Here is a 19,393-nt window from a genome sequence, read left to right as displayed (position 1 = left end):
TGTTATTTGTAAATTTGTTGGGATTAAAACGAAAATTGTTAATCCGCATTCATAAATCTACAATGACAATTCCTTCTCTAGCCCTTCAAATCCAAACCTTACCAGACGGTCCCGGCGTGTATCAATATTATGATGTGGCAGGGAAAATTTTGTATGTGGGCAAGGCCAAAAATTTGAAGAAAAGAGTTTCATCCTATTTCAATAAAATTCATGACACGGCAAAAACCAACGTGCTCGTCAAGAAGATTGTCACCATAAAACACATTGTTGTCCCTACAGAAACCGATGCGCTTTTGCTGGAGAACAATCTAATAAAAACCCTGCAACCCCGCTACAACGTGCTGCTTCGAGACGACAAATCCTACCCTTGGATTTGCATCAAAAAAGAACCTTTTTCAAGAATTTTTCCCACGAGAAAAATGGTCAAGGACGGGTCGGAATATTTTGGCCCCTATACTAGTTTTAAAACGGTTTCGACGATTTTAGATTTGATAAAAGAATTGTATCCGTTACGCACCTGCAATTATGATTTGAGTCAAAACAATATCGAAAACCATAAATTTAAAGTGTGTCTCGAATACCATATTGGCAACTGCAAAGGGCCTTGTGAAGGATTCGAATCGTTGGAAAATTACCAGAAACAGATCGACGCCATTCGGGAAATCCTCAAAGGGAATTTCAAGGAAAGCATGAAGGATTTCAAACGTGTCATGAATGATTTGGCTCAAGAAATGCATTTTGAAGAAGCCCAAAAAATTAAGGAGAAAATAGAAACCCTCGAAAAATACCAATCCCGTTCTACTATAGTTAATCCGAAAATCACTAATATCGACGTGTTTTCAATCGTTTCAGACGAAAGTGCGGCGTATGTCAACTTTTTGCAAATTTCTCATGGGTCGATAATTCGTTCCCATACCATGGAAATAAAAAAGAAACTCGACGAAACGGATGAAGAATTATTGGAACTTGCCATTATTGAGCTTCGGGAACGGTTCCATTTGCTGTCTCGGGAAATCATCGTTCCTTTTGAAGTGGAAGTGGGTGAAAATATTAAAGTTACCGTTCCCCAACTCGGAGACAAAAAGCAGATTTTGGATTTGTCTGTTCGCAACGCCAAATTTTATAGGATTGAGCAACTCAAGCAATTGCAAATTGTAGATCCCGACCGGCATACCAACAGAATCATGGCACAAATGCAAAAGGATTTGCGCCTCCAAGTTGAGCCACGTCACATAGAATGTTTTGATAACTCGAACATACAAGGAACCAATCCTGTGGCGGCTTGCGTGGTTTTTAAAGACGGAAAACCAAGCAAGAAAGACTATCGACATTTTAACATCAAAACGGTGGAAGGGCCTAATGATTTTGCCTCGATGGAAGAAGTGGTTTACCGCAGATACAAACGAATGCTTGACGAGGAACAGCCATTACCGCAACTCATCATCATTGATGGTGGTAAAGGACAATTGTCTTCGGCGTTGAAAAGCATGGACGAATTGGGCTTGAGAGGAAAAATTGCCATCATAGGTATTGCCAAGCGACTAGAGGAATTGTTTTATCCCGGAGATTCGGTTCCCTTGTATTTGGATAAAAAGTCGGAAACGTTGAAGGTGATTCAGCAGTTGCGAAATGAAGCACACCGATTCGGGATTACCTTTCATCGGGACAAAAGAAGCAAAGCGGCGCTAAATTCATCGATAGAATCTATACCCGGAATTGGTGAAAAAACGATGCTCACGTTGATTCAGCATTTTAAAAGTGTTAAAAGAATGAAATTAGCTACCGAAAAAGAGATATCTGAAGTAATTGGTGCTTCAAAAGCCAAAAAAATTACCGACTTTTACAAAACTTCTAATCTGTAACGTCTAAATGAAAAAAATCGCTTTGCTTGTTGTGGCATTTTTTACGGTGGCAACTTCTTTTTCGCAAGATCAAGAAAAGCCACGGCCAAAAATAGGGCTGGTTTTGAGTGGAGGCGGCGCAAAGGGTTTTGCCCATATTGGGGTTTTAAAAGTTTTAGAACAAGCAGGAATAAAAATAGACTATATTGGTGGAACCAGCATGGGAGCCATTGTTGGAGGGTTATATGCCACCGGGTACAATGCCCGTCAGGTGGATTCTATTTTTAAAGCAACCAATTTTGACGAGTTAATAAATGATTTTATTCCTAGGTCCTCCAAGAATTTCTACGAGAAAAGGAATGACGAATTGTATGCCTTTACTTTGCCTTTTAATAAGTTCAAAGTAGGGATTCCCACTTCCTTATCAAAAGGGATGTACAATTATAACTTATTAAATAATCTAACGAAAACTGTAAGGCATGTTAGGGATTTCAACAAACTGCCGATTCCCTTTTTATGTATAGGTTCTAACATAGAAACCGGGGAAGAGGTAATACTCAATAAAGGCTATTTGGCACAGGCAATGTTGGCAAGTGCCGCATTTCCTACCCTGTTTTCGCCCGTTGAGATAGACGGTAAATTACTTGTAGATGGTGGCGTTACAAATAATTATCCTATCGAGGCTGTTCGGAAAATGGGTGCAGATATTATCATTGGGGTTGATGTGCAAGATGATTTATTAGACAGAAAAAAACTTAAGGGAGCCACAAGGATTTTAGTTCAAATTACAAACCTTCAGACCATCGAAAAAATGAAGGCTAAAATACGTGAAACCGATATTTATATCAAACCAGATATCGAAAATTATGGAATCATATCCTTTGATGATGGCAATAAAATAATTCAAAATGGCGAAGAGGCCGCATTTGCCGTTTATGAAAAATTAAAAGCGTTAGGTGCTTCCAAAAACGATTTCAGACCCGGCTTGTCGATTGTTTCGGATAGCCTTCAGATTAATAGAATAGTAATCAACCCGTTACATTATTATACAAATTCATATATTATAGGGAAATTAAGGTTCAAGCAGAACTCGAAAATCAGTTATGAAGATTTAAGAAGAGGTATTGATAATATTACCGCTACCCAAAATTTTGCTGCAATAAGTTATACTTTGGAGAAAAATGGAAACCAGGATGATTTAGTACTTAACTTGACCGAGAACCCAACAACAATGTTTTTGAAATTTGGACTGCATTATGACGGCTTGTACAAAAGCGGTATTTTAATCAATCTGACAAAGAAAAAAACGGTGGTTAAAAATGATATTATGTCCCTGGATGTGGTATTGGGAGATAATATTAGGTACAATTTGGATTATTATATTGATAATGGTTTTTATTGGAGTTTTGGCATTAAATCTCGACTCAATAAATTCAACAGGAATGTTGCGACAGATTTTAATAATGGGGAATTAATAAAACAATTGGGAATAGAAACTATTAATTTAGATTTTTCTGATTTTTCCAATCAAGTGTATGCGCAAACTCTTTTTGTACAGAAATTTTTGCTGGGTGCTGGCGCAGAATTGAAGTTTTTGAAAATTAAGTCTAAAACAACCGAAAACACGATGCCCGTTTTTGAAAATAGCAATTATGTTAGTCTTTTTGGCTATTTAAAATACGATTCCTTAGATAATAAATATTTTCCAAAAACAGGATGGTACCTTTCCAGTGATGCGCAATACTATGTTTTCTCCTCGGATTACACCAAAGAATTCAATAAATTTTCTGTAATAAAAGGAGATGTGGGATTTGCAAAATTGCTCTTCAAAAAAGTGACAGTTAATGTACAGAGTGAGGCGGGATTTGCGGTAGGTATGAAAAGTGTTCCTTTTTTTAATTTTGTTCTTGGGGGTTATGGTTTTAGTACGGTAAACAATTTCAGGCATTTTTATGGGTACGATTATTTAAGTATTTCGGCCGATAGTTTTATAAAGTCGACGGTTACGTTTGATTACGAATTTCTCAAAAAAAATCACTTGAATTTGTCTGCTAATTATGCCAATATTGAAGATAATCTCTTTGCCTCGACAAGATGGATTGCTTCGCCTAAATATTCAGGGTATGCTTTAGGGTATGGTTTGGAAACAATTATAGGTCCTATACAATTCAAATATACATGGTCGCCAGAAACCGGTAAAGGATTTGCTTGGTTTAACGTTGGCTTTTGGTTTTAGATAAAAATCAGCATAAGGGTTCTTTTTTGTTCAATTTTATATAAAAAACAATATATTTGGAACCTAAAAACAAATTAAAATAGGAGTATATGTCTATTTGGAAAAGAAAACCATTGGAGCAATTATTAGCAGAAGCATCTGAATCTGAAAAAGGATTAAAAAGAACGTTAACTGCTTGGTCATTAATTGCATTAGGAATTGGAGCCATCATTGGTGCGGGTTTGTTTGTACGAACCGCTATGGCAGCTTCTCAAAATGCCGGACCTTCCGTAACAATCGCTTTTATTGTTGCGGCCATTGGCTGTGCTTTGGCAGGATTATGTTATGCTGAACTTTCTTCATCCATACCAATTTCTGGAAGTGCCTATACTTATACCTACGCAACGATGGGAGAGTTCTTGGCTTGGATTATTGGTTGGGATTTAATTCTGGAATATGCTGTTGGGGCAGCGACTGTAGGAATTGCCTGGAGTGAATATCTCAACAATTTATTGGTCAATGTGCTCCATATTAGTCCCATTCCTTATGAATTCTCCCACTCGCCATTTCAGAAAATGACAGATCCCGTAACTCAAGTGGTCACTCACGGAATGATTAACTTGCCGGCATTGTTCATTGTAGGTATTATTAGTTTATTATTGATAAAAGGCATTCAAGAATCTGCTTTTGTAAACGGAATTATTGTTGTTGTTAAGGTTATTATTGTTGTCTTGATTATTGTTATTGGCTGGAATTTTGTAAATCCGGCAAATCATACTCCTTACATCCCGCCAAGTTCTATTTTTACGGACGAACATGGAATTGGTCATAATTTTGGTGGATTTTGGGGAATTATTGGGGCCGCAGGAACTGTTTTCTTTGCGTTTATTGGTTTTGATGCGGTAAGTACTGCTGCTCAAGAAACGAAAAATCCAAAACGGAATATGCCAATAGGTATTTTAGGTTCGCTAGCCGTTTGTACTATTCTGTATATTCTTTTTGCTCATGTATTAACGGGTGTTGCTACCGTGGAAGATTTTAGGACGGGGGGTAAAGAGGCTTCCGTTGCATTTGCAATCAATAAATATATGATTGGATACGCTTGGCTTGGACAATTGGTCACTGTGGCTATTTTAGCAGGATTTTCATCCGTTATTTTGGTGATGTTGTTGGGACAGTCCAGAGTGTTTTATGCCATGGGAAAGGACGGTTTACTTCCTAAAATGTTTAGTGATTTGCATTCAAAATTTAAAACACCTTATAAGGCCAACGTGGCTATTCTAATTATTGTAGGGGCTTTTGCTGCATTTGTTCCTGGGGATATTGTGGGTGATATGACCAGTATTGGTACTTTATTCGCTTTTGTTTTGGTTTGTATTTCAGTTATTATTTTAAGAAAGAAAGAGCCAGACATGGTAAGGGAATTTAAAACCCCATTTGTTCCATTTGTTCCATTATTGGGTGTTGCCGCTTGTATCTTAATGATGGTAGGTCTGGGATGGACAAATTGGTTGAGACTTTTTGCTTGGATGGCAATCGGTATTTTAATCTATTTTACCTATAGTAAGAAAAATAGTAAGTTGAATAATCTGGAAAAGTAGTTCATTTCATTATAACAAAAAAGGCATTAAAATATTAATTTTTTAATGCCTTTTTTGTTTTTATAAATAGTTCATAATAATTAACATAAAAAAATAAATATTTCCGATATTTGTTAGTGTGGTTTTAGCCGAAATTATAGGGTATCTTGTTTTAAATCTTCGATTTTGGCTGAAATTTTATGGATTCCGATAAATTTCAATTTTAATTCAAAACTTTTAAACGATGCCAATCTATCATAAATTAGGAGTTTTTCCTCAAAAAAGGCATACCCAATTTGAGAACCCAAATGGGGGATTTTACTATGAACAGCTTTTTGGCACGGAAGGATTTCATGGGAATTCGTCTCTATTATACCATGTTCATAGGCCTACACAGGTTAAAGAAATTGTAAAATCCTATTCGGTTGAACCCAAAATTGCCATCGGCAAAAACATAAAGGCGCTCTTGCTAAAAGGGTTTGATTTGAAACCCGAAATGGATTTTTTGGATAGCAGAAAACCCTTGCTCATCAACAAAGATTGCGTTATTGGATTGGCTGCACCGCAAAAATCACTCACTTCCTATTTCTATAAAAATGCCGATGCCGATGAATTGATTTTCATCCACAAAGGAAAAGGAAAACTGCGAACCATGATGGGCAACATTCCTTTCGAATATGGCGATTATCTCCTTATTCCCCGCGGAATCATCTATCAAATAGATTTTAATACTTCAGAAAATAGATTGTTCTACGTGGAATCTTTCGCGCCCATATATACTCCCAAACGTTACAAAAATGACTCCGGGCAGCATTTGGAACATTCTCCATTTTGCGAACGCGATTTCAAATTGCCGTCTGAACTTGAAACTCATGATAAAAAAGGGAACTTCTTGATTAAAATCAAAAAAGAAGGTATGATTCATGAGGTTATTTATGCTACTCACCCTTTTGATGTTGTTGGTTGGGATGGGTATAACTTTCCTTATGCATTCAATATTCATAATTTTGAACCCATAACCGGTCGCGTGCACCAACCGCCACCCGTGCATCAAACTTTTGAAACGGCAACTTTTGTGGTTTGTTCATTCTGTCCCAGATTGTACGATTACCATCCAAAAGCAATTCCTGCACCCTACAACCACAGTAATATTGACAGTGATGAGGTTTTGTATTACGTTGCGGGCGATTTCATGAGTCGAAATAACATAGAGCAGGGACACATTACCCTACATCCAAAGGGAATTCCTCACGGACCGGCACCTGGCGCAATGGAGCGCAGTATTGGGCAGACCGAAACTCAGGAATTGGCTGTAATGGTCGATACGTTCCGACCGCTAATGGTGACTGAAGAGGCTATGGGAATTGACGATGGGAAATATTACAAATCCTGGGTAGATTAGTTTTTCTTGAAGCTGTTTCCCGCTATTCGCTATATCTTTCCTTGCCTAAAGGAGGCAAGCAAAGGATGCCGCTTTTATCGGGGCTAGAGAACCGAAATAAACAACAAAAGTTCTAGTAATCAAATCGCCGATTAACCGAATTAATAAAAAACACACACCATGAGCAAAGAAGTGAAACCAGTAGAATACGGACTCGAAAAAATATTCGAAGGAGCACAAGATTTCCTTCCATTATTGGGAACTGATTATGTCGAATTGTATGTGGGAAATGCCAAACAAGCCGCTCATTTTTATAAAACTACCTTCGGGTTTCAATCCCATGCTTACTGTGGGTTAGAAACTGGTTCTCGCGACAAGGTGTCCTATGTTTTAAAACAAGATAAAATACTTTTGGTATTGACAACAGCCTTAACTAGTGATTCTCCAATTAGCGAGCATGTAAAAAAACATGGGGATGGCGTAAAAATTATCGCACTCTGGGTTGATGATGCTCGTAAATCATTTGACGAAACAACTAAGCGAGGTGCAAAAACATTTATGGAGCCAACAGTCGAAAAGGACGAATTTGGGGAAGTGGTGCGTTCGGGAATTTACACTTATGGAGAAACGGTTCATTTGTTTGTAGAGCGTAAAAATTACAAGGGAGCTTTTTTACCGGGTTATTTGGAATGGAAATCAGATTATAATCCAACTGCCATCGGTTTAAAGTACATTGATCACATGGTGGGGAATGTGGGTTGGAACCAAATGAACCCTTGGGTAAAATGGTACGAGGAGGTCATGGGATTTGTTAATTTCCTTTCTTTTGATGACAAGCAAATCCATACCGAATATTCTGCATTGATGAGCAAAGTAATGAGTAATGGGAACGGCAGGATTAAGTTTCCCATCAATGAACCTGCTAAAGGGAACAAACGTTCACAAATCGAGGAGTATTTAAATTTCTACGAAGGTTCTGGTGTGCAGCATATTGCCATTGCAACCGATGATATTGTTGCAACGGTAAAAGAATTAAGAGCAAGAGGAATTGAGTTTTTATCGGCTCCGCCTAGCGCTTATTACATAGACGTTCCTAACCGTTTGGGAGAACACATGAAGATGATGCATGAAGATATAGGCGTTTTGGAGGAATTGGCCATCATGATAGACGCTGATGAAGAGGGCTATTTGCTGCAAATTTTCACAAAACCTGTTGAAGATCGGCCTACTTTGTTTTTTGAAATTATTCAAAGAATGGGGGCAAAAGGTTTTGGAGCGGGAAACTTCAAAGCGCTATTTGAATCCATTGAAAGGGAACAAGAAAAAAGAGGAACGCTGTAATTAAAAGTTAATTTTTTGAATAATTAATAAAATATATCGTTGTAGTGATGATATGACTTAATAAAAAATGTTAAAGTTGATTTTTTGTTAAAAATACATCAAAAAAGAGATACTTTTGTCCTGTCAAAAAATAGAGGAGTGGTTTCCTTATATTTTTTATATAAATTTTTATAATTTATAGTTTTTTGGTTGGTTAATAGCATAAAAACTCAGTCATTAATTTGACTGGGTTTTTTTGTTTTAATACATTTGGAACGAATATTGTATATTGCTAATAAATCAATATAAAAAATAATGAAAAAGGTAATTATATTATTATTAGTTATTACAACATTTGGGTTTAAATCTCAGAAAGAGAGGGCTTTTGATACGGGTGAGTGGTTTAAATTCAGAATTCATTATGGACTATTAAATGCGGGGTATGCCACACTAGAGGTTCAGGAGGCAGTGAAAAACAATAAAAAAGTCTATCATGCTCTTGGGAAAGGGTATACTACTGGAATGTCTCGCTTTTTCTTTAAGGTTGATGATCTTTATGAAAGTTATTTTGATAAAGAAACAGGAAGCCCCTATCAATTTGTGAGGAAAATTGACGAAGGGGGATATACTAAAAATCAAGAAGGGTTTTTTAGTGTATCTCCTAATAAGGTTCTCGTTAATGATTATAAAAATAAATCCGAAAATTCGTATTTAATTCCCGAAAACACACAAGACATAATGTCTGCATTCTATTATTTAAGAAATTATCCAACTATTGATAAACTTAAAGTTGGAGAATCAGTAGTAATAGATATGTTTTTTGATAATGAAACTACAAAGTTTAAGTTAAAATATATAGGTACTCAAGATTTAGATACTAAATTTGGGGTTATTCCAACAATGGTTTTTAGGCCTTTAGTCCAATCGGGAAGGGTTTTCAAAGAACAGGAAAGCTTAACCATTTGGATTTCAGACGATGACAACAAGCTTCCTGTCAGGATTCAGGCAAACTTAGCGGTTGGATCCATTAAGGCGGATTTGGATGCCTTCAAAGGACTAAAATATTCCTTTAAAGTAAAACCATAATGAAAATTGTGAAAAAATACGAAACACATCTTCAACAATTATATTTTCAAGATTGAGGTAGAATAGAATATGGTAAAAAAGACAACCAAATGCCAGAAAAGAGATGCGTTAGTAGTCAGTGTAAGGTCAAGCAACTGGTGGAGAAGCGATTGAGGTAATAGATGACCCAAAAAAACAAAAAAAAATCTTTTTTCTGAATTAGGGAGTAAGAAAAATTACTGCCTGGAAAAAAAATGTTTAATAGATTAAAAAGTAACTTTTTGAAAAAAGTAACCTTATTTATAATTGTACTATTTTCATTACTGTCCTGTAATAGAACGGAAAATGAAACTGAAGAAGTAGTAGTTTCGATACCACAACCTGTCATTGAACAATTCGGATTTAAATTCTCCGATTTTAATGTTTCATACGATACCATTCGTCGTGGAGATACTTTTGGAAGTATTATGGAAGGTCAAAATAGTGGTGATAAACAAGTCTATGATATTGTACAAAAAGTCAAGGATACTTTTGATGTCAGAATCATGAGAATCGGAAAGCCATTTACGCTTTTAAGATCAAAAGACCGGTATAAAAAACTGCAAGCATTTATATATCAGCCGGATAGGGGTACCTATTATGTTGTCGATTTTAGGGATTCTGTAGCGGTTCACAAGAGAATCAGACCAATTCTTATAAAACAGAGAACAATTGCCGGAAGTTTAGACGGTTCTTTATCCGAGGCATTAAATAAACAAAGAGTTGATGGTGCTTTAGCAAGTAAATTAACAAAGGTATATGCTTGGTCCATTGACTTTTTCAAATTAAAAAAAGGGGATAAATTCGGAATCACTTTTACAGAAAGATATATAGACGATACTATTTACGACGGGGTTGACAGTCTTAAAGCTGCTTTTTTTGAGTACAAAGGAAAAACTATTTACGCCTTTCCTTTTGCTCAAAATGAAGCCTCCGGAAAATTAGATTATTATGACGAAGAAGGGAAGGCACTTAAGAATTTTTTCCTAAAAGCACCACTTAAATTTGTAAATATCACATCGCATTACACTAAAAACAGGTTTCATCCCGTACAACTCATCTGGAAAGCGCACAAAGGAACCGATTATGCCGCCCCAACTGGAACGCCAATCATGACCACCGCTTCAGGCGTTGTCGAACAAACCGGATATACCGCAGGAAACGGTAATTTTGTAAAAGTGAAACACGACCGAACCTACTCGACACAATATTTACACATGTCAAAAATTATTGCTCGAAGAGGACAACATGTGAATCAAGGCGATGTTATTGGCAAAGTGGGAAGCACGGGTCTGGCAACCGGACCACATGTTTGCTATCGTTTCTGGAAAAATGGCGTCCAAGTTGACGCTTTGCGATTAAAATTACCGAATTCCGAACCTATGGATAGAAGAAATTTGCCACGCTTTATGGTACAAATGAAACCCTTGAAGCGGGAATTAGACAGCATTTCGAATCTTACTTATAAAAGGTAAACTTTTAGACGGAATATGCTTAGATGACAAAATTTAATCAAATTGATTTCGGGAACCATCAAAACGAAAGATTCATCGTGATTTTTTGCTTTTTTAACTTAAAATAAATTCAGGTTTTAGAAAAAAACGAAAGAATTCTCATGGCTTTCTAGCTGAATCTTAATGTTAAGTTTACAAATTAATAGTGTAAATTTGCATTTTAAAAATGGAATAAAACATATCAACGAATAAAATATAAGATGGCTTTACAAACTACAAATCCAACAACAACTCAAGCTTGGCAAAAACTTCAGAAACATTTTGAAACGATGCAAAACGCATCTATGAAAACAATGTTTAAAGAAAACAATTCTAGAGCAACTCAATTTCATTTGCAATGGAATGAATTTTTAGTTGATTATTCAAAAAATATTATCAACCAAGAAACAATGAATTTGTTACTTGAATTAGCAGATGAACTGCAGTTGAAAGATGCTATTGTGAAATATTTTGAAGGGGACAGCATTAATCAAACAGAGGACAGAGCTGTATTGCATACTGCTTTGCGGGCACTTGCAACATCTAACATAATAGTTGAAGGAGAAAATGTAGTTCCTGAAATTTATGAGGTAAAAAATAAAATAGAAAGTTTTACCAATGAGGTTGTAAATGGAGTTAGAAAGGGTTTTACCGGAAAGGCATTTACAGATATTGTCAATATCGGAATTGGAGGTTCGGATCTTGGGCCGGTCATGGCTGTCGAAGCATTGCAATATTATAAAAACCATTTAAATGTTCATTTTGTTTCGAATGTAGATGGGGATCATGTGAATGAAATCATCAAAAAATTAAATCCAGAGACAACCCTTTTTGTAATCGTTTCTAAAACATTTACTACGCAAGAAACATTAACTAATTCTGAGACCATCAGAACATGGTTTTTACAGTCTGCCAAACAAGATGATGTTGCCAAACATTTTGTTGCGGTTTCTACCAATATCAAAAATGTAACAGAATTCGGTATTAACGAAAACAACGTTTTTCCAATGTGGGATTGGGTTGGAGGACGATTTTCACTTTGGAGCGCTGTAGGTTTGTCAATTAGTTTAGCGGTGGGTTTTGATAATTTTGATAAATTGTTGAAAGGAGCCAATGAAATGGACGAGCATTTCAAAACAGCCAATTTTGATAAAAACATACCAGTAATTTTGGCCTTATTAAGCGTTTGGTATAATAATTTTTTTGGTGCAGAAAGCGAAGCCTTGATTCCATACACGCAATATTTACAAAAACTGGCACCTTACTTGCAACAAGGTACCATGGAAAGTAATGGGAAAAGTGTTGGTCGAGACGGAAATCCTGTAAAATATCAAACGGGGACTATTATTTGGGGGGAACCAGGAACCAATTCTCAACATGCTTTTTTTCAATTGATACACCAAGGAACAAAATTAATTCCAACTGATTTTATTGGATTTGTGAAGCCGTTATACGGAAACGAAGACCATCATGATAAATTGATGTCAAACTTTTTCGCCCAAACTGAAGCCCTTTTAAACGGTAAAACCGAAGCACAAGTTCAAGCGGAATTTGACAAACAAGGAGTTTCTCCAGAAAGAGCGGCATTCCTTCTGCCTTTCAAAGTTTTTACCGGTAACAAGCCCACAAATACATTGTTAATTCAAAAACTGACGCCAGAAACACTAGGTTCTTTGGTTGCTTTATATGAGCATAAGATTTTTGTTCAAGGTGTCATTTGGAATATCTTCAGTTTTGATCAATGGGGAGTTGAGCTAGGAAAACAATTGGCGACTTCAATTTTGAGCGAGATTAATTCCGAAAAAATTAACGACCATGACAGTTCTACGACCTCTTTATTGTCTCATTATATAAAAAATAAATAATTTCAAATAATGATATTTTTAAAAAACCTCAAAGCAATTTGAGGTTTTTTTATCCTTTTTTCTTATATTTGACTTTCAAACAAATCAAATCATGTACGAATTCATTCAAAAATTTCACTCAGGTTGGGCATATTTAGCGATAGTACTTTTAGTAATTGCTGTTGTTAATTCTTTCCTCGGAAAGTCCTCTAATAAAGAATTTACTCCTAAAGACCGAAAAATTGCTCTATTTGGATTAATAGGAACCCATACTCAAATGCTGATTGGACTAATTTTATATTTTGTTTCCCCATTGGGTTCTGCATCATTTGGACAAATGAGTGATAAGGCGTTGCGATTGACTTCTTTAGAACATCCATTAGTAAATGTCATTGCAATTGTATTAATCACTATTGGGTGGTCTAAGCACAAAAAAGCAGTTACGAATGATGCGAAGTTCAAATCTATTGCGATTTTTTATGGTTTAGGATTGGTGCTTATTTTGAGTAGAATTCCATGGTCATTATGGTTTTAAAATATAAAGGAAAGCCCTGAAAAGGGCTTTTTTTGTCTAGATTCGATTTTTTTTATCGAATTCAACTAAAAAATTACAAATGAAAAAAGCAATAACATTATTTCTTTCTATTGCCATAATTGGTTTGGCTAGCAGTCAAATTGCGATAAAAGAAAAATTAAAAGCAAATGCTCAAAAGGATACCGTTAAAAAAGAAAAAATTGTAGAGGAACAACCAGAAATCGCTAAAGATAGTGCTGTTATAGTTTATAATGGAAAGTTTAAGTCTTATAAGAAGAATGTTCACGCATCATATTATGCCCAAAAATTTTCAGGAAAAAGAACCTCCAGTGGGCAAAGATTTGACAATAATAAATATACTGCAGCACATCGAAAATTTCCTTTTGGAACGAAACTGAGGGTTACCAATGAAGCAAACGGGAAGTCTGTAATTGTTGAAGTAACCGACCGAGGTCCGTTTTCCAGAGGAAGAGAAATAGATTTAACCAAGAGGGCTTTTATGGATATTGCATCCAACAAAAACAGTGGCTCTTTAATTGTGAAAATCGAAGTGGCGAATTAATATTTACCAATTTTTAAAAGGATTTTTACTCAAATAGGAATTGTAATATCTCAAATCGTTAGTGACTTCTGTTCCTAGCCAATCTGGTTTTTCAAAAGTTTCATTTTCATCAGAAAGCTCAATTTCAGCCATCAGCAAACCTTCATTGTCGCCATGAAATTCATCTACTTCAAAGATATGTTTGCCAACTTTCACCTCATGACGTGTTTTTTGAATCACCCCTTTTTCGCAAAGAGAAAGTAATGGTTTTGCTTCTGCCAATGAAATTTCAGTTTCCCATTCAAATCTTGAGATTCCAGTTTCATTACTTTTTCCTTTAATGGTCAGAAAACCACTTTCACCTTTAATGCGAACTCGAACCGTCCTTTCGGGATTAGAATTCAAATAGCCTTGGGCAATTTGGTTTTTGCTAAAAGCTTCGGTTTTAAATTTTTCGGAAGTGACAAGAAATTTTCTTTCGATTTCAATCATTTATTATTTTTGAGAATCATGATTCCCAAAGGTATTATAATTTTTTTATTTGTTGTAAACGAATAGTTGCATAATCTCTTCCTAAATTTGTAAAATGCAAGAATCTCATCCTGTCAGAAAAATTATTCATGTCGATATGGACGCCTTTTATGCCTCTGTAGAGCAAATGGATAACCCTGCTTTGCAAGGAAAGCCTGTTGCTGTTGGAGGAAATGAGATTAGAGGTGTAGTTGCTGCGGCTAGTTATGAAGCTCGGAAATTTGGTGTACGTAGTGCGTTAAGTGGAGCATTGGCCAAGAAATATTGTCCTGATTTGATTTTTGTAAAACCAAGATTTGACCGTTACAAAGAAATATCCAATAAAATCAGGAAAATTTTCCATGATTATACCGATATGGTTGAGCCACTATCATTGGACGAAGCCTATCTCGATGTCACCCTAAATAAAAAAGGCAATCCCAGTGCGTCATTAATTGCTCAAGAAATTAGACTGCGTATTTTTAATGAAGTTGGATTAACTGCATCCGCAGGGATTTCTGTCAATAAGTTTATTGCTAAAGTTGCCAGTGACATCAATAAGCCAAACGGTCAAAAAACGATTGCTCCTAGTGCAATTCTGGTTTTTTTGGAAGAATTGCCTATTCGAAAATTTTATGGAGTGGGTAAGGTAACTACTGAAAAAATGTACCAGCTGGGCATTTTTACAGGATTGGACTTAAAAAATAAATCGGCAGAGTTTTTAGAAAAGCATTTCGGAAAATCAGGACATTTCTATTACAATGTCGTTCGGGGCATTCACAACAGTGAAGTTAAATCGGATAGAATTACAAAATCGGTTGCAGCGGAACACACTTTCGATGAAAATCTTACCTCGGAAATTTTCATGGTAGAACGGTTGCTAATCATTGCAGAACAGTTAGAAAAGAGATTAAAAAAATATAATATTGCAGGAAAAACGGTCACTTTGAAAATAAAATATAGTGATTTTACACAGCAAGCCCGAAGTAAAACGTTGCCTTATTTTATTTCGGATAAAGCATTGTTGTTTGAGACCACAAAAGAATTATTGTATCAAGAACGGATGAAAAATTCTGTTCGATTATTGGGGATATCACTTAATAATTTAAACACCGAAACAAAAAAAATGGTTGCAGTCCAGCTTAAATTTGATTTTTAATTTCAAATAGGCGCAAGTTGAACAATAGTTAAATCATTCCGATTCATTTTGTAAGCGTTTAAATAAAATTATATTTACAAAAAACGGTTATGGAATTATTATCTTAATGCATTATTTTCTGCCTGATAATTTAGACAACAATCGTAAAAACTCGATATATAGCCAAACTAGAGTGATCATAAGTCCCATGGCGCCAAACCACTCCATGTATCTTGGAAGTTTTCTTTCGACTCCTTTTTCTATTTGGTCAAAATCTAAAAATAAGTTTAAAGCCGCAATCACAATTACAAAAACACTAATACCGATGCTCATCAATGAGTTGCCATAATGTACGGGAACAAAATTAGTGAACATCGAAAATAACCAGGAAACAAGATAGTAAGTGGCAATGGCCAGTGTGGCGGCTACAACTACCGATTTGAACTGTTCTGTTACTTTTACGATTTTGTATTTATACAATACCAAGCAGACCAAAAAAGTTACTAATGTTGCTCCAACGGCTTGAATAACAATTCCGGGATACCTTGTCTCGAAAATGGCCGAAATACCACCAATGAATAATCCTTCAAATATGGCATAACCAGGTGCCAAGTAACCAGAATATTGGGGCTTGAAAACGGAGATCAATACCAATACAAATCCTACTATTGCGCCGCCAATTGCGGGAATTACGGGATTCATTCCATTAAAAGTGAGCCACCAAATGATTGTTGCCGATGCGGTAAGTAATAGGAACAAAATGAAACTTTTGTTTATTGTTCCTGACAAAGTCATGTCCTGATTGTAGTCAATTACGGTTGCAGTATGAACTTCCTCTTTTTTTGATAGCCCCGTTGAGGTAAAAGCTTTATTGTTTAAAAATGGATTCTTAGAATTGGAATTCATAGTCTATATTTTTTAATTTATCCAAATGTATTATTTTATTTTTCAGAATTTGTTTTTTATCCTATTAAATTTTGGTTAAAAATAATCGCCATTGTTTTTAATGTAAAAGCGGAATATAATAGAAAAAGAGTTGGTATAGGTTCAAAAAAAATCCGTTTCAAACAGTATGAAACGGATTTGTATATCTTGAACAGTTGATGTTATTCTATTTCTGAAACTCTCAAGGTGTTTACCATCCCTTTATCCGTTATTGGCATAGCTGCTAAGTTGATTAGGAATTCTCCCTTTTTTACAAATCCTTTTAGTCTTGCAATTTCATTCACGTCAGTCACGGTATCGTCAGTACTTACCGATTTTTCATAATAGAAAGATTTAACACCCCACAATAAATTGAGTTGCGTAAGGATTCTTTTGTTTGAAGTAAAAACCAAAATATGTGCTGATGGTCTCCAGGCCGAAATTTGAAAAGCAGTGTAACCACTATTGGTCAAAGTACAAATAGCCTTGGCTTTAATAACATTTGCCATTTGGGCAGCATGATGACAAATGGATTTGGTAATAAAACGGTTTGTTCTTACTTGCGGCGTGTTTTGAGGAACTTGAATAAGCGGAGAATCTTCAACTGCTTCAATGATTTGCGTCATTTTTTCAATTACCTGAACAGGATAGTTCCCTGTAGCGGTTTCTCCAGAAAGCATTACGGCATCAGCGCCATCCATAACTGAGTTGGCTACGTCATTTACTTCGGCACGTGTTGGCGTCAAACTTGTGATCATTGTTTCCATCATTTGGGTGGCAACAATTACTGGAATTCTGGCTGTTTTTGCTCTTCGAATCAATTCTTTTTGTACCAATGGCACTTCGTGAGCCGGAAGTTCAACCCCCAAATCCCCACGGGCAACCATCAAAGCATCACAATAAGCCACGATGCGATCTATATTTTCTAACGCCTCAGGCATTTCTATCTTGGCAACAATAGGGATTTTATGATCTGAATGTTTTGCAATTAACTCTTGTAAGTCTTGTAAATCTTTTGGGGTTTTTACAAAGGAAAGTGCAATCCAATCTAAATTCTGTTCAATGGCAAAAATGGCATCAGCAATATCTTTTTCTGTCATGGCAGGAAGCGATATTTTTGTGTTTGGAAGATTAACTCCTTTCTTAGATTTTAATTCGCCTCCCTGAATCACTTTTGCAAGCACTTCGGTTTTTTTGTCGGTTTCAACAATTTCAAATATAAGTTTTCCGTCATCCAATAAAATTCTTTCCCCAGGATTTACGTCATTTGGAAAGTTTTTATATTTCATGAAGACTTTTTGGGCCGTTCCAATGATGTCTTCAGCGGTAGTAAATGTAATTAAATCCCCATCGTTTACTACTACGCCATCTTGCATAACTCCCACACGAAGCTTTGGGCCTTGTAGGTCTCCAAGAATCGCTGTGGTATAACCAAATTCATCGTTAAGACCTCTAATAATTTTAATTTTTTCTTTTACATCAGCATAATCAGCATGGGAAAAGTTTACTCTAAAAACATTTACACCAGCATCAATCATGTCTTTTATGATTTCACGGGTACTACATGCAGGCCCAAGTGTGGCTACAATTTTTGTTTTTTTGTTTGTTGACATTTGTATTAAAAAATTAAATTGTTTTTTGATTTTATTTTTTCTGGAATAACGGCGTATACTGCCGCAATTCTATCAATCGTATTGATTGTTTTTATTATTTGATTTATGTCAAAAGTATTTTTATTATTTTCAATTTTTAAAAAATAATCCACTTTTTTTAATTCTGGAAGCAAATATACTTTTGTCGCTATTTCTACAGCGGTATTCAAAAATAAATTTTGCCCGATACTTTTCTTTTTAATTACGATTTCATTTTTATTTGAAATTAAACTCCAATTAATATCATTTTTAGAGTCGTTAAAAATAAATTTCATAAAAAAAGCTTCTCCTTCCTTAACGGTAACGCCTATTTCTTCTTTGCTTTTACTTAATATAATGGGGAGTTTCTGATTAATAAAATAGGCCAATCGATAGTCTTCTATTACGGAATGAATAGCGATAAGGTCATAATCTATTTCATCAAATTCATCAAGATGTAACTTGAGTACTGCCATTTTTGGTAAAAAAATATCCTGTAAATGTAATATATTTTAATTAAGTATAAAGAACATAATAAAGAAGTTGGCTTTAATTAAGTAACGAAAACGTTATAGTCTCGTGGATCTTTAATTATTTATTATCAATTTTATCCTGAAATGCAAAATAGGCTCTTTTTGAAGCAATTTCCTCTGCCTTTTTTTTAGAGGTAGCCCTAGATTTGGCAATTACTTTATCGTCGATGCTTAATTTTACTCCATATAATCGTTCGCCTCGAATTCCGTTATCTTCAAAAACATCATAGTGGAATTGTTTTTTTTCCTTTTGACACCATTCAATCAGCAAACTTTTATAACTGATTACTTTGCCCTCAAGTTTCGCAATATCGACATAAGGTGTGATAACTCTTTTTTGAATAAATTTTTCACAATAGGCATATCCTTGGTCTAAATATATTGCACCAACCAATGCTTCAAAGATGTTTCCATGAATGTTTTCCCCAAAATGGGTTGCGGGAACTTTACTTTCAATAAATCGAATTAAATTTAAATCTCTTCCGAGCTCATTTAAATGTTCCCGACTAACAATTTTAGAACGCATCTTGGTTAAATAGCCCTCATCACCAGCAGGGACTTTATTAAAAAGATGTGCTGCGATAACGGAGCTTAACATTGCATCTCCCAAAAACTCCAGTCTTTCGTAGCTTATTGCATTTCCTTTTTCATCGAGTTTGTTTGATGAACGATGAATAAAAGCCTTTCTGTAGTTGGCTAATTTTATGGGTTTGAAGCCTAAAATTTCTTCAATTTCTGAAAAAAAAATCCCGTCTTCTATAGAACGGGAAATTTTAAATATTTTTCTAAATATGCGTTTCAAA

Annotated in this window: 16 protein-coding genes; 11 read left to right on the top strand and 5 right to left on the bottom strand. The window is 35.4% G+C overall.

Going from position 1 to position 19,393, the window contains the following annotated elements; translation table 11 throughout:
- Window positions 1-62 precede the first annotated feature (62 nt).
- From uvrC to DB895_RS11735, 10 genes are all read left to right on the top strand, one after another.
- Window positions 63-1,862, top strand: a complete 1,800-nt coding sequence (gene uvrC / locus DB895_RS11780; protein ID WP_116725598.1) for an excinuclease ABC subunit UvrC — start codon at window positions 63-65, stop codon at window positions 1,860-1,862.
- Window positions 1,863-1,869: 7 nt separating this feature from the next.
- A complete protein-coding gene (locus tag DB895_RS11775; RefSeq protein ID WP_116725567.1) occupies window positions 1,870-4,077 on the top strand; it encodes a patatin-like phospholipase family protein in 2,208 nt (735 codons plus the stop codon).
- Between the two features lie 89 nt (window positions 4,078-4,166).
- Window positions 4,167-5,657: an amino acid permease gene (locus tag DB895_RS11770; protein WP_116725566.1), complete on the top strand. Its 1,491-nt coding sequence runs from the start codon at window positions 4,167-4,169 to the stop codon at window positions 5,655-5,657.
- Between the two features lie 223 nt (window positions 5,658-5,880).
- Window positions 5,881-7,038 (top strand): homogentisate 1,2-dioxygenase, encoded by a 1,158-nt coding sequence (locus DB895_RS11765; protein ID WP_116725565.1) that lies wholly within the window; start codon window positions 5,881-5,883, stop codon window positions 7,036-7,038.
- A 159-nt stretch (window positions 7,039-7,197) separates the two neighbouring features.
- The gene (gene hppD / locus DB895_RS11760; protein WP_116725564.1) at window positions 7,198-8,358 is read left to right on the top strand and encodes a 4-hydroxyphenylpyruvate dioxygenase; all 1,161 of its coding nucleotides are present in this window, start codon (window positions 7,198-7,200) and stop codon (window positions 8,356-8,358) included.
- A 294-nt stretch (window positions 8,359-8,652) separates the two neighbouring features.
- Window positions 8,653-9,423, top strand: a complete 771-nt coding sequence (locus tag DB895_RS11755; RefSeq protein WP_116725563.1) for a DUF3108 domain-containing protein — start codon at window positions 8,653-8,655, stop codon at window positions 9,421-9,423.
- 260 nt (window positions 9,424-9,683) lie between these two features.
- On the top strand, window positions 9,684-10,916 hold the full coding sequence (locus DB895_RS11750; protein WP_166426970.1) for a M23 family metallopeptidase: 1,233 nt from the start codon (window positions 9,684-9,686) through the stop codon (window positions 10,914-10,916).
- A 239-nt stretch (window positions 10,917-11,155) separates the two neighbouring features.
- Window positions 11,156-12,799: a glucose-6-phosphate isomerase gene (pgi, locus tag DB895_RS11745; RefSeq protein WP_116725561.1), complete on the top strand. Its 1,644-nt coding sequence runs from the start codon at window positions 11,156-11,158 to the stop codon at window positions 12,797-12,799.
- Window positions 12,800-12,890: 91 nt separating this feature from the next.
- Window positions 12,891-13,313, top strand: coding sequence for a hypothetical protein (locus DB895_RS11740; protein ID WP_116725560.1), 423 nt, complete (start codon window positions 12,891-12,893; stop codon window positions 13,311-13,313).
- Between the two features lie 79 nt (window positions 13,314-13,392).
- On the top strand, window positions 13,393-13,875 hold the full coding sequence (locus DB895_RS11735; RefSeq protein WP_116725559.1) for a septal ring lytic transglycosylase RlpA family protein: 483 nt from the start codon (window positions 13,393-13,395) through the stop codon (window positions 13,873-13,875).
- A 3-nt stretch (window positions 13,876-13,878) separates the two neighbouring features.
- Here the strand turns inward: DB895_RS11735 and DB895_RS11730 are convergent, their stop codons facing one another.
- Window positions 13,879-14,346 carry a CYTH domain-containing protein gene (locus DB895_RS11730; RefSeq protein ID WP_116725558.1) on the bottom strand — a complete coding sequence of 156 codons (468 nt, stop codon included), beginning with the start codon at window positions 14,344-14,346 and terminating at the stop codon, window positions 13,879-13,881.
- A 94-nt stretch (window positions 14,347-14,440) separates the two neighbouring features.
- On the opposite strand from DB895_RS11730, the gene dinB reads away from it, so the two are divergent.
- On the top strand, window positions 14,441-15,523 hold the full coding sequence (gene dinB, locus DB895_RS11725) for a DNA polymerase IV (protein WP_116725557.1): 1,083 nt from the start codon (window positions 14,441-14,443) through the stop codon (window positions 15,521-15,523).
- Window positions 15,524-15,634: 111 nt separating this feature from the next.
- Here the strand turns inward: dinB and DB895_RS11720 are convergent, their stop codons facing one another.
- The 4 genes from DB895_RS11720 to rnc form a co-directional block, all read right to left on the bottom strand.
- A complete protein-coding gene (locus tag DB895_RS11720; protein ID WP_116725556.1) occupies window positions 15,635-16,408 on the bottom strand; it encodes a Bax inhibitor-1/YccA family protein in 774 nt (257 codons plus the stop codon).
- Window positions 16,409-16,608: 200 nt separating this feature from the next.
- The gene (pyk, locus tag DB895_RS11715) at window positions 16,609-18,039 is read right to left on the bottom strand and encodes a pyruvate kinase (protein WP_116725555.1); all 1,431 of its coding nucleotides are present in this window, start codon (window positions 18,037-18,039) and stop codon (window positions 16,609-16,611) included.
- A 5-nt stretch (window positions 18,040-18,044) separates the two neighbouring features.
- Window positions 18,045-18,533 (bottom strand): IPExxxVDY family protein, encoded by a 489-nt coding sequence (locus DB895_RS11710; protein WP_116725554.1) that lies wholly within the window; start codon window positions 18,531-18,533, stop codon window positions 18,045-18,047.
- A gap of 115 nt (window positions 18,534-18,648) precedes the next feature.
- Window positions 18,649-19,392 carry a ribonuclease III gene (gene rnc / locus DB895_RS11705; protein WP_116725597.1) on the bottom strand — a complete coding sequence of 248 codons (744 nt, stop codon included), beginning with the start codon at window positions 19,390-19,392 and terminating at the stop codon, window positions 18,649-18,651.
- Window position 19,393: the final 1 nt, after the last annotated feature.

The organism is Flavobacterium psychrotolerans (assembly GCF_003097635.1).
Taxonomy (GTDB): Bacteria; Bacteroidota; Bacteroidia; order Flavobacteriales; family Flavobacteriaceae; genus Flavobacterium; species Flavobacterium psychrotolerans.
This window is presented reverse-complemented; position numbering and strand designations above follow the sequence as displayed.